Origin of the sequence: Vibrio genomosp. F6 (assembly GCF_005146325.1) — a bacterium.
Taxonomy (GTDB): domain Bacteria; phylum Pseudomonadota; class Gammaproteobacteria; order Enterobacterales; family Vibrionaceae; genus Vibrio; species Vibrio cortegadensis.
This window is the reverse complement of sequence record NZ_SYUT01000062.1, coordinates 31,653-44,130: the sequence shown is the minus strand read 5'-3', so window position 1 is coordinate 44,130 and position 12,478 is coordinate 31,653. Positions and strand designations below refer to the sequence as shown.

Below are 12,478 nucleotides of genomic sequence, written 5' to 3'. Positions count from 1 at the left end.
ATCAGTTGACCACTACAGACACAAACACTAAGCACTTATTGTATCGAAACTCGACACTCGTTTACTCATGGGCAATTTAATGACCGTGTTTTTGAACAATTGACTGGAAAACAACCTGAATCTATAGCTTATGTAGATGACAAAATTGAGGATGAAGAAGGTAAGTTTCCATCCATCATTATGTTGCCTCTAATACTTGATGGTCAGATCCTTGGTGTTATGTCGGTACAGAGTCAAAAAGAGTTGGCTTATCGAGATTACCACCTCTCCTTATTCAAACATTTATGCTCATACCTGACGGTTGGATTGCAGAATAAAGCGCAGCAACGACTTCTGATACAGCAGCAAGGAGAGCTTGAAAAGCTGGTGTTGATCGACCCTCTCAGTGGTTTGTTCAATCGTAAATCTCTTGTTGAGTCGATCATTGAGCAAACAGAGGCGGTTAAAGGAACACAGAAACTTGGTATCTTGTTAATCGATATCGATTACTACAAGCAATACAATGATCGATACGGACACTTACAAGGGGATAACGTACTTGTCACCTTAGCCAAGTTACTTAGTTCGCATTTCGACAAACCAAATCACAAAGTATTCCGCTATGGGGGAGATGAGTTCTTGGTGCTACTGCCTGCAGATAGCAGTGAAACTATTATTGAATTGACGACCTCACTACAAGAAAAAACAGAGCAACTTAATATTGCTCATGCAAACTCTTATTGTAGCGATCGAATAAGTTTTTCGATCGGTGGCGCTATTTTTGATGTCAATACACTGAAAAACAGCAACGCACACTTATTGATTCAAACCGCTGATGATGCGCTATACAAAGTAAAAGCACATGGACGAGCACACATGCATATCGAAGATACAACCGATATTGAAGACACAACCGACATAGAAAGTTTTGCTGTTGTGCCATAAGCGGCACAACAGTGAGTTACCCTAACAAGATGCCTTGCAATTCAGACAAGGATCGAACCTGGTAATTAGGGTTGATATGTTCAGGTTTCATCGCTTCAGCTGTATTCAGCCAACATGTCTCAATTCCAAAGTTTAACCCACCAAGCACATCTGAATGCGGGTTATCGCCGACCATCAACACTCTCTGCTTTTCTGGTCGACCGATCAGATTATGGGTATGTTCAAAAATACCAATATCAGGCTTAGCGATGCCCACTTCTTCTGAAATAACCACATGAGAGAAGTAATCACTCATCCCTGTTCGTTCCAAACGAATGGCTTGCAGTTCAGTAAAGCCGTTCGTGATGATGCCCATCTTCACTTTTCCATTTAGGGCTTCCATCAGCTCTTTTGCTCCGGGCAATAGTGTACAAATATCGGCCATCGCTTCTAAGAATGCACTATTCAATGCTGCCGTTGTTGTTTCTAATTGATCGGCCCAACTCTGAAAACGAGTGTGCTTGAGCTCGCTTGCTGTGATGACACCATTTTGGTAATCAACCCATAATGGCTGGTTCACTTCTTGGTAGACCGCAAAATCTTGCGCACTGAAATCAACACCCAGTCGAGAAAACATGAGCTGCATTCCTTTAAAGGCATCAAAGTGGAACAGCGTTTCATCCGCATCAAATAAAATCCAATCGTACTTCATGTCGTTTCCCTTATTTTTATTGCGCTGTAGTGTAATTGTTTTTTACTGAATGTTCTTCTCTTCAATGATTTTCACGACCTTAAAAACTGTGAGCAAAGATCAAAAACATTAAACCTAGTTGAAAAGCGCAATAAGAAATGATGCAACGCAACTTATGCAACTGACTTAGCCTCTATAACGTAAGCTAAATTCAGCTGTTATTGGAGTCCAATATGAAGCATTTTTTACCATCATCCGTAATGTTAACGCCTTTTGTTGTAAAGTATTATGATTCGGAATTAGATGACCAAGAAGATGAAGAGCAAGAAAGTGACAGTATCTGCACCAGTGATGAAGCGCCATCGGATATGAATAACCCGACATAACTTGCTCAATAAAAAGCCATAATTTGTTTTAAATAAAGAGTCGCATATTTTATGCGGCTCTTTTTTGTGACTCCTATAACACTATGATAGCAAAGGGTAATATCACTTTCTGTTGGTTAACCGATTGCGTCTTATCAATGTCAATTTTCATTTTTGTACCACGAAAAAAAACCAACCGATTGCTTAGTGAGGGGGCTCACACTCTATTACTCTAAAGTGGTAGTACCTTTTGTAAATTGTCTCAGATCAAAAATGAAAAGTACCCCTATGTGACAAGCTAAACCCAATTCAACAACTATACAAAATTCAATATTTACTAACGGAGTTATCCAATGGCTAGTGCATTTTTCATTCCAGCAATTAACTTAATGGGCGCAGGCTGCCTAACTGATGCAGCTGACAGCATCAAATCTCAAGGCTTCAAAAAAGGTCTAATCGTTACTGATAAAGTGCTAAACCAAATTGGTGTTGTGAAACAAGTTCAAGATCTTCTTAACGAACGTGAAGTTGCTACTGTTGTATTTGACGGAACTCAACCAAACCCAACAACTGGTAACGTAAAAGCGGGTCTTGAACTGCTTTCTGCAAATGAGTGTGATTTTGTAATCTCTCTTGGTGGCGGTTCTCCGCACGATTGTGCTAAAGGCGTTGCTCTTGTTGCGGCTAACGGCGGTCAAATCGGCGATTACGAAGGCGTAGACCAATCTGCAAAACCAATGCTACCACTTATCGCAATCAACACGACTGCGGGTACTGCTTCTGAAATGACTCGCTTCTGCATCATCACTGATGAAGCTCGTCACATCAAAATGGCTATCGTAGATAAGCACACGACTCCACTTATCTCTGTAAATGACCCAATGCTAATGCTTGCTAAGCCTGCTTCTCTAACAGCAGCAACAGGTATGGACGCACTGACTCACGCAATCGAAGCTTACGTTTCTATCGCGGCAACGCCAATCACTGACGCGGTAGCGATTAAAGCGATTGAACTAATCCAAGCGCACCTACGTACAGCAGTTGCAAACGGTGACGATCTTGAAGCTCGCGACCAAATGGCTTACGCACAATTCATGGCGGGTATGGCATTTAACAACGCTTCACTGGGCTACGTACACGCAATGGCACACCAACTAGGTGGTTTCTACGACCTTCCACACGGTGTATGTAACGCAGTACTTCTTCCTCACGTACAACGCTACAACGCACAAGTATGTCCTGAGCGCCTACGTGATGTTGCAAAAGCAATGGGTGTTGATGTTGAAGGTATGAGTGCTGAAGACGGTGCTAACGCTGCTCTTGAAGCAATCAACGTACTTTCTAAAGATGTTGGTATCCCTGCTGGTCTTAAAGACCTTGGTGCGAAACTAGAAGACATCTCTGTTCTTGCAGATAACGCACTTAAAGATGCTTGTGGTTTCACTAACCCTAAACAAGCAACGCACGAAGAAATTTCTGCAATCTTTGAAGCTGCTATGTAACGTTTAGTTACCCTTGCCCTAATCAAAGCCCTGAATTCTGTTCAGGGCTTTTTCATTTCATGCCTATATTCGCGTCCGATTTCATCTCTACTTTGCATTGCTAATGCTGCCAATTCACAATAAAACTGTGCTTGATTACAAATAATTGCGCTCAAGAACTAACCAACTCTAATTCCTTTGTTATTGTTAATTGAAATAAAGCATAGCAAGGACATCGAATGCCGACTCAAATACAGCTTTTTGGATACAAAAGTTACATGAAAGCGCTCAAAGTAGCGGCGAAAGTGATTCCTATGCCTAAGCCCACACTATTTACGGGCGTGGGATCATCGATAGAGTTGTGTGAAGCGATATCACTCATTGGGATAAAAAAGCTACTGCTTGTCACAGACGAAAGCATTGTGCGATTAGGCTTACTCAAACCCATCCAACAGGCACTTCAAGACAGTGGTGTGGAAATGGCCATTTTTAGCCAAGTCCAACCCGACCCGACCTATTTGCAAGTGGAAGCAGGGCTAAGAATTTACTTACGCTGTGAGTGTGATGGTATTCTTGCGGTTGGAGGTGGCTCGCCCATAGATACCGCCAAAGTCATCGCGGCAAAAGTTCATAACCCAAAACCGATTCATAAACTTGCCGGATTGTTTCGAGTATGGAAAACCCCTGCCCCTCTATTTGCAATCCCAACAACCGCTGGAACTGGATCAGAAGTGACGATTGCCGCCGTGGTGTCAGATCCGGACTCTCATCAGAAAACGCCTTTAATTGATCCCAAACTTGTTCCCATGATGGCCGCTCTCGATCCTAGCATCATGGTAGGTCTTCCCCGCCCAATCACGGCGGCGACCGGGATGGATGCGCTCACTCATGCGATTGAATCTTACCTATCTATGAACGCAACAAATGAGACCAACGGTTATGCGCTAGCAGCGGTCAAACTCGTCATGACAAACCTACCCCTAGCCTATGAAAATGGTGAAAACTTAGTGGCCAGACAAAACATGGCTATAGCGTCTTACTACGCTGGCCTTGCCTTTACGAAAGCGAGCTTGGGTTACGTACATGCTATATCCCATAATCTCGGTGCGTTATACGGTGTGCCTCACGGGCTTGCAAACGCTATTGTTCTACCCTACGTTTTAGACTTTTCCCAACATGCAGCACAGCCTCAATTAGCGGAACTATTTCGCGCCACCAGCAACTCAAATGAAGTGATGTCAGAATCAGAACAAGCGCAAGCTTTCATTCAACTTGTCCGACAATTGCAGCAACAATTAAAAATCCCAGCAACGCTAGATATGTTGGTTGAAAATGATATATCACATTTGACGAAACTTGCTCTCAAAGAAGCTCACCATAACTACCCTGTCCCTGTTTATATGGGCAAAAAGCAGTGCGAACAACTTTTAAGATCTATGATGACTCCTGCCACTGTCATGGATGAAGCCCTGCCAGAGCCAAAATAGTAACTTGGCAATATAGTGACCTAACAATATCGTGACCTATCTAAAGTGAAGAGTTAAACTTGGCGCCTCACATTGCAGGTGCCTTGTTTCACCATTGCCAATTATCACTACTCGCTCAAAAAGATAGAAAACCATGCACAGCTCAACAGACTGCTTTACCCCTTTCAATCAATCCATTGAAACCTATACTTTTCCTGAGCGTTTTACGTTTCCATTTTACTATCAACCACATCCCTTGTGCATTCTGGCTGCTGAACAACTTCAACAGCATTTGCTCTCTCAAACAGAATGGCAACATAATTTCGGTGTAGCCGAGGATGCGCAAGATCCAGCAGCACCCGCAATAGGGAAAATGTTCGGTGTGTTGGTCGTCGAAAACTCACAAGGCGAGATCGGTTTCCTTTCTGCTTTTTCTGGAAAAATTGCAGACCGCAACTTACTGCCTCATTTTGTGCCACCTGTGTTTGATATGTTGGCTGAAGATGGCTTTTTCAGAAACGAACTCGATGAAGTAACCCAAGTAAGCAACAGATTGAAAGAGCTACAAGCAGATCCCAAAATTGATGAATACGAACGACACCTTGCATCAGAAACAGCCAATTCATTAGCGGAAATTGAAGCTCATCGCAACTTGATGATTGAGGGTAGAAAATCGAGAAAGGAACGACGAGCTCAAGGTGAAACGAATTTAAACGATGACGACTTTACCGCTCTCAGTATTCAACTGAGCAGAGAGAGTGTCGCAGAAAAAAATCAGCTCAAAGCCCTTAAATCACACTGGCAAGAGAGAATTGATCTCGCGCAGCAGCAATTACTGAGCGTCACGGATCCAATAATTGAACTAAAACAGACCCGTAAGCAACTTTCCAATGCTTTACAAAACAAGCTGTTCGATCAATATCGATTCTTAAAGATCGATGGCGAAGAAAAAAGCTTAGGGGCAATTTTCAAGCAGATGCCAAACCACGTTCCACCCGCAGGTGCTGGCGAATGTGCGGCACCAAAACTGCTGCAATTTGCTTTTAAACATAAGATGAAGCCTATCGCAATGGCTGAATTTTGGTGGGGATCCGCACCTAAATCTGAAATACGTCAACATAAAAAATTCTACGCGGCATGTATGGGGAAATGCCACCCCATATTAGGTCACATGCTTGAGGGAATGGAGATTGATGATAATCCACTACTGAATAATCCTGCCGAAGGAAAAACTGTCGAGATTATTTATCAAGATGACGACATCGCAGTTGTAAACAAGCCCGCCGAATTCCTTTCTGTTCCAGGGAAAACCATCGAAGATTCTGTTTATCTACGCATGAAACAACAATTTCCCGATGCAACAGGGCCGCTCATTGTGCACCGTTTAGACATGTCGACATCTGGATTAATGGTGATTGTTCTTTCAAAACGAGCAAACAAAAGCTTACAAAAACAGTTTATCAGCCGTAGTGTAAAAAAACGCTATGTCGCACTTATTGATGGTGAATTTGAGCAAGATGAAGGCGTGATTACACTACCAATGCGCGGTGATCTCTACGACCGACCAAGGCAGTTAGTATGTTTTGAACATGGAAAACCCGCCGAGACCAAGTGGCAAGTGGTGGGACGTCAATCTGGAAAAACCAAAGTTCATTTGTATCCAAAAACAGGTAGAACCCATCAACTTCGCGTCCATTGTGCCCATCATTTAGGTTTAAACATGCCGATTGTTGGGGACGATTTGTATGGCTTAAAAGCAGATCGTCTTCATCTGCATGCTGAAACTCTAGAGCTTGAACACCCGATCACAAAAGAAATTATGCAATTTCAAGCTGAAGCTAACTTTTAAAATGGAAAGGGGGAGAGACAGTCACTCCCCCCACTTATTTCAGCCATGCGTTACTTACGCCATTTCATGTACTAGCCAATCTAAAATACTTTTCAACTCTCTATCAGACATTGCTAATAGGCGATCCCCCACATACCACTCTATCATTGACTGATCTGGCAAGGCCGTAATTTGCGGGTAACCGAGCCAAATACCTTTCTCTTCAGCGAGTCGGTTACGCAGAACCAGAGCATTCTCATAGCTAACGGGCAGATAGAAATGCAGCATATTTGCCTGCGGTTGTGATGGGTTTAAAGTGAATAAAGGATATTCAGAGAATAACTGATAGATCTGTTGCGTGCGTTCATATAGAGCAGGCATCTGTGTAAGTCTTTCGTCAAACTGCATCGCCGCAGAGGCAATATAGGGACTGCGATGATAAACATTTCCCCCTTGCCTTTTCATCCACATCGACGCTTTTTCAATAAACGCTTTATCTCCTAATAACAGCGAGCCCCCCAAACCATTAATGCCCTTATACAACGAGACATAAGCGGTATTAAAGCCTTGAGCAATTTCTTGGTAGCTCTTCTGGTAGTACGCCGCACACTCCCACAAACGAGCGCCATCCATGTGTAAATGGATCCCTTGCTGCAAACAGTGATCTTTGACGGCTTGTAACTCATCCCACTTAGGTAACTGACCACCAATTTCACGCATCGGCAACTCGTATAAAACAGCTGCGATATCATCAGGCCAATGAGTAAGATCACTCACTCCCCATGTTCTAAATGGATCGCCAATGGGAAGAATATTAAACCGATTTTGAAGTTGATAACCTTGCCGTTCATGGCAATAGATATGGCTTGAAGGGTGCATCGCGACTAAATTATTGTTCTTCTCTTGGCAAACAAGTTGAAGAGCGGTTGGTTGAGTCATTGTGCCTGTCACAACAAAAACCGCAGATTCAAAACCAAGTAAATCCGCGACTTTTTGTTCAAAACCTTGTATTAATTCCCCTTCCCCATAAATGTCATGTTCAACATTATTCGCTTCACACCACTGAGCCATTTTCTGAAATAGTAATGCAGGCGAAAGCTCCTCATTCCCTGAAACCACCACATTGCACTGAGCACGTAAATCCTTCGCCATTTCTCTGTCCTTATTTATTCAATTCAACAGCAGCAGATTACCATGATCAGATGGAATCAAACATAAAACGTCTTTCAAAAACAGAGGTTAGCCAATGCCATTATTCATCGTTCCAAACAACAAAGCCCTCATTACCATTAATCGATGATGAGGGCTTATTGAGTCGAACAATAAATGACTATCTAAACGTGAGTATAAAGAGCAAATCGTTCACTCTAGAAGAAACCCAGTGGATTAACATCATAGCTAATCAACAAGTTCTTGGTATTTTGATAGTGATCTAGCATCATTTTATGAGTTTCACGTCCAATACCTGACTTTTTGTAACCACCAAATGCAGCATGTGCTGGATAGGCATGATAGCAATTTACCCAAATACGACCTGCTTCTATGTTCCTTCCCATTCGATAAGCTAAGTTCGCGTCACGAGTCCATAAACCCGCACCAAGGCCATATTCGGTATCATTAGCTATTTCCAACGCTTCTGCTTCATCTTTGAAGGTCGTAATTGCAATCACTGGCCCAAATATCTCTTCTTGGAAAACTCGCATTTTATTGTGTCCTGCAAGCATAGTCGGCTGAATGTAGTAACCTTTGTTTAGTCCTTCTTCTTGCTGGGCGATCTCACCGCCTATCAAGACTTCCGCACCTTCTTGCTTACCAATTTCTAGGTAGCTCAAGATCTTATCAAACTGCTCTTGTGATGCTTGCGCTCCAACCTGACAATCCGTGTCTAGCGGGTTGCCTTGCTTGATCGTTTGAGCTCGCGCCACCACTTTGGCAATAAATTTGTCATAAACAGATTCATGGATCAACACACGAGATGGACACGTACATACCTCACCTTGATTGAAAAAGGCGAGTAGCATCCCTTCGATACATTTATCTAGATAGGCATCTTCGTGATCAAAAATATCTGGGAAGTAGATATTTGGCGATTTGCCTCCTAACTCAACAGTGGATGGAATCAAACTCTCTGCTGCACATTTCAAAATATGGTGCCCAACATCGGTTGAGCCTGTAAATGCAAGCTTGGCAACACGGTTACTGGTTGCAAGAGCCTGACCCGCTTCGGCACCGTAACCATTCACAATGTTTACCACACCAGCAGGAAGAAGATCGCCTATTTTTTCCATCAGAACAAGAATGGAGGTGGGTGTTTGTTCTGCTGGTTTCAAAACCACACAACAGCCTGCCGCAAGAGCCGGAGCTAATTTCCAAGCCGCCATCAGCATTGGGAAATTCCATGGAATGATCTGCCCAACCACGCCGACAGGTTCAGGGAAATGATAAGTCGCGGTGTTTGAATCTAATTCAGCCGCAGAACCTTCTTGTGCTCGAATGCATCCTGCAAAATAGCGGAAGTGATCAACCACCAAAGGTAAATCTGCCGCAAGCGTTTCACGCACAGGTTTGCCATTTTCCCAAGTTTCGGCCACCGCTAACTCTTCAAGGTGTTGCTCAACGCGGTCAGCGATTTTCAGTAAAATATTTGAACGTTCAGTAACACTCGTTGCTCCCCAAGAAGCCCTAACCGCATGTGCGGCATCCAGTGCCAAATTAATATCCGCTTCTCCTGAACGCGCCACTTGACAATAAACTTCGCCATTAACGGGCGACTTATTGCCAAAATACTCGCCGCCAACAGGTTTGACCCACTCACCGCCAATGTAGTTGTCATAATGAGACTTAAAGCCAACAACAGCATTTTCAGTTCCAGGTTGAGCATAAATCATAGTGAGATCCCTCTTTTTATGTGTTCACAATGTGTCAGTTTGATTAATTTGTCTTTCGATTTAGTGTTTTAAACGGACTTCAATTTTGCGCTTGTTCATTTTCTATAACGCAATTCACAGACCAAGTTTGCGCCTCTTGTTGTTAATGAATTGTAAAGCTATGATTACCAAACGATAACAAACGACAGTTATAATGGTTGAACAACAGTTCTAAAGCGCAGCTCACTGTTCAAGTGTCCCAAAATGGCACACCCTCACTGTCTCAACTTGGAACAGTCATGGATCTAAATTCAACTCAGCAGATAGATTGGCTAACCTCCTCTTGGAATAGGAGTTCTGAAGCGGGATTAAAACAGCGCCGTCTACCAGAAGATATTCGACTCGCGAAATCTCAAGTTTCCGAACGTAGAGAGATCGTATCGGCACTGATTAGCGCCGTTAAAGAGCATGCTTTACCGCTGTTTAATCAAATGTTTGCTCGAACAGACAGCCGTTTGATCCTCACTGATATTGAGGGCGTGATTATTGGATCGTGGGGGCAAGAGCGCTTTAAAGAGAAACTAACCTCAATTGCACTGGAGACAGGCGTCTGTTGGCGTGAAAATCTCAAAGGAACCAATGCGATTGGAACGGCAATTGTCGAAGCCAAACCCGTTTCGATTATTGGCGATCAACACTTCATTCATCAGCACCGCTTTATTAGCTGTTCAGCCAGTCCTGTTTTCGATTTCCAGGGGAACATGCTAGGCATTTTAGACATCACAAGTGAACAGCAAATCCATAATGCATCCACTCAACTGTTAGTTCAAAATATGGTTCAGCTCGTCGAAAATAACTTGTTGTGCAAAGTGCCGAACGGCTCAGTACGCATGGATCTTGCTCTTGACCAATCGTTACTAACCAGTGGATGGCAAGGGATTGTGATTGCTAATGAAGATGGAAAAATTGTCGCACATAATAGCGTTGCATCTCAGCTACTCAACAATCACGTGATCTTAGGACAGCCTTTAGATTCTGTTGTTCAAACCTATCAAGAGAATCAACCACTCACACATCAGCAAGAAAAGTCTGATCTGGTGTATGCGGTTCATTCGCTTAAATCCGCCCCAAAAAGCGTCAAATTGGCCACTTACTCCCCTTCTTGCCCACTTCATGATGGTGATGACAATATTGAACACGCGTGGCAGCAAGCGAATAAAGTCATCAATAAAAATATTAGTTTGCTCATCCTAGGGGAAACAGGTGTGGGTAAAGGTGAATTTGTAAAACACCTCCATCAGCAAAGTGATAGAAAACGGTCTCCACTCATCACGGTCAACTGCGGCGCACTTCCAAAGGAACTCATTGAATCTGAATTATTTGGGTATGCCCCGGGAGCTTTCACTGGAGCTAGCCCAAAAGGTTATCAGGGAAAAATCCGCCAAGCCGATAAAGGTATTCTATTTCTCGATGAAATTGCTGACATGCCATTAGAAGCACAGTGCCGCTTATTACATGTATTACAAGAAAAAGAGGTGGTTCCCATTGGCTCAAACCACTCAACAAAAGTAGACATTCAAATTATTGCAGCAACTCATAAAAACCTTGAAAAACTAGTGTCTACAGGAGAATTTCGACAAGATCTCTTTTATCGACTCAATGGGCTGATGTTCACTCTTCCAGCACTTCGTGAACGACAAGATAAATCTGGACTGATTGATAAAATCCATGCCAAGTACAGCTCCGCAGAGCAAACCATTTGTCCTCATTTGATGCAACTTTTGCAGAACCACTCATGGCCCGGAAATATCAGGGAACTCGATAACCTGATTAAAGTGTCTGCTCTCCTTTCTGAAGGTAACACTCTCGTTTTAGATGACCTTCCGAGTCACCTAAAGCAACTATTAATGACGGCATCAGCGCCACACCAACCCTCATCAGAAATAAAAGCAGACGATCTAAAAACGACAGTTGAAGAAAAACTCGTACAAACCTTTCAAGCAAATCAAGGCAATATTAGTAAAACATCTCGAATGCTGGGCATTAGCCGTAATACACTTTATCGAAAGCTAAAAAATCTTGGTTATTCAAATAAATAGAACTCTAGATTTGGTGATGTCCCTGTTCTTAATTTCGAATCATGCCCCTTAGCGGTATATATTAAAAATCATATAATTTACACTGTTCATACTTTCTAGAGTTAGACACGACTCATTGCTTACTAATGAGTAAAGAAACCTGACGGGAATGACAAGTAATTATGACAAACAAAAAAGTATTGATTCTATTCGCACACCCTTCCCAACACCGTTCTGAGGTCAACACTCCAATATTCAATGCCGCCAAAAATATTGAAGGGGTCACCACCGTCGATCTCTATCATGAATACCCGACTTTCAATATCAATATTGATAAAGAACAGCGTCGCTTACTTGAACATGATGTGATCATTTTTCAATTCCCACTCTATTGGTATTCAACTCCTGCTATTTTAAAAGAGTGGCAAGACTTAGTATTAGAGTATGGCTTTGCTTATGGAGCCGAGGGAAAAGCATTGAAAGGAAAAGCCCTATTCTGCTCCCTGACCGCAGGTGGTAAAGCCGATGCTTATCAAACCGACGGCTACAACCATTTTACGATTCGTGAATTGCTTTACCCAATTGAGCAGATGAGCGCGATGACCCGTATGACTTATTTGGCTCCCTTAGCGCTATTCGGGGCGCGTACCGCAGCAGAAGAGAGTCGACTTGATCAACATATTAATCAGTGGACTCAGTTGCTCACCGCTTTAGTGAACGACAAAGTTGATATGGAAAAAGCAAGCCAAGTCGAAAAATTAAATCATCACCTTAACGACATCATTCATAAGGACTAACC

9 protein-coding genes and 2 pseudogenes are annotated in these 12,478 nt (G+C 42.9%); 8 read left to right on the top strand and 3 right to left on the bottom strand.

Going from position 1 to position 12,478, the window contains the following annotated elements:
- Positions 1 to 99 precede the first annotated feature (99 nt).
- Positions 100 to 924: a sensor domain-containing diguanylate cyclase gene (locus FCV43_RS18270; RefSeq protein ID WP_136995961.1), complete on the top strand. Its 825-nt coding sequence runs from the start codon at positions 100 to 102 to the stop codon at positions 922 to 924.
- A 16-nt stretch (positions 925 to 940) separates the two neighbouring features.
- On the opposite strand, the gene yjjG is transcribed toward FCV43_RS18270, so the two are convergent.
- The gene (gene yjjG / locus FCV43_RS18265; protein ID WP_136995960.1) at positions 941 to 1,615 is read right to left on the bottom strand and encodes a pyrimidine 5'-nucleotidase; all 675 of its coding nucleotides are present in this window, start codon (positions 1,613 to 1,615) and stop codon (positions 941 to 943) included.
- A gap of 212 nt (positions 1,616 to 1,827) precedes the next feature.
- On the opposite strand from yjjG, the gene FCV43_RS20440 reads away from it, so the two are divergent.
- From FCV43_RS20440 to FCV43_RS18250, 4 genes are all read left to right on the top strand, one after another.
- Positions 1,828 to 1,980, top strand: a complete 153-nt coding sequence (locus tag FCV43_RS20440; protein ID WP_170961691.1) for a hypothetical protein — start codon at positions 1,828 to 1,830, stop codon at positions 1,978 to 1,980.
- A 332-nt stretch (positions 1,981 to 2,312) separates the two neighbouring features.
- Positions 2,313 to 3,461 carry an L-threonine dehydrogenase gene (yiaY, locus tag FCV43_RS18260; protein ID WP_017054617.1) on the top strand — a complete coding sequence of 383 codons (1,149 nt, stop codon included), beginning with the start codon at positions 2,313 to 2,315 and terminating at the stop codon, positions 3,459 to 3,461.
- Positions 3,462 to 3,679: 218 nt separating this feature from the next.
- On the top strand, positions 3,680 to 4,927 hold the full coding sequence (locus FCV43_RS18255) for an iron-containing alcohol dehydrogenase (protein ID WP_136995959.1): 1,248 nt from the start codon (positions 3,680 to 3,682) through the stop codon (positions 4,925 to 4,927).
- Between the two features lie 133 nt (positions 4,928 to 5,060).
- Positions 5,061 to 6,755 carry an RluA family pseudouridine synthase gene (locus FCV43_RS18250; RefSeq protein ID WP_136995958.1) on the top strand — a complete coding sequence of 565 codons (1,695 nt, stop codon included), beginning with the start codon at positions 5,061 to 5,063 and terminating at the stop codon, positions 6,753 to 6,755.
- A gap of 54 nt (positions 6,756 to 6,809) precedes the next feature.
- Here FCV43_RS18250 and FCV43_RS18245 read toward each other — a convergent pair whose 3' ends face one another.
- Positions 6,810 to 7,886, bottom strand: a complete 1,077-nt coding sequence (locus FCV43_RS18245; protein WP_017054614.1) for a threonine aldolase family protein — start codon at positions 7,884 to 7,886, stop codon at positions 6,810 to 6,812.
- A gap of 215 nt (positions 7,887 to 8,101) precedes the next feature.
- Complete coding sequence (gene exaC / locus FCV43_RS18240) at positions 8,102 to 9,622, bottom strand: acetaldehyde dehydrogenase ExaC (protein ID WP_136995957.1); 1,521 nt, start codon at positions 9,620 to 9,622, stop codon at positions 8,102 to 8,104.
- 278 nt (positions 9,623 to 9,900) lie between these two features.
- On the opposite strand from exaC, the pseudogene FCV43_RS18235 reads away from it, so the two are divergent.
- The 3 genes and pseudogenes from FCV43_RS18235 to FCV43_RS18230 all read left to right on the top strand — a co-directional run.
- Positions 9,901 to 11,508 (top strand): annotated as a pseudogene (locus tag FCV43_RS18235) (sigma-54-dependent Fis family transcriptional regulator); the annotation flags it as partial.
- A gap of 48 nt (positions 11,509 to 11,556) precedes the next feature.
- Positions 11,557 to 11,700, top strand: a pseudogene (locus FCV43_RS20875) (helix-turn-helix domain-containing protein); the annotation flags it as partial.
- Between the two features lie 161 nt (positions 11,701 to 11,861).
- Entirely contained in the window at positions 11,862 to 12,476 is a 615-nt protein-coding gene (locus FCV43_RS18230; protein WP_136995956.1) for an NAD(P)H-dependent oxidoreductase, read from the top strand.
- Positions 12,477 to 12,478 lie beyond the last annotated feature (2 nt).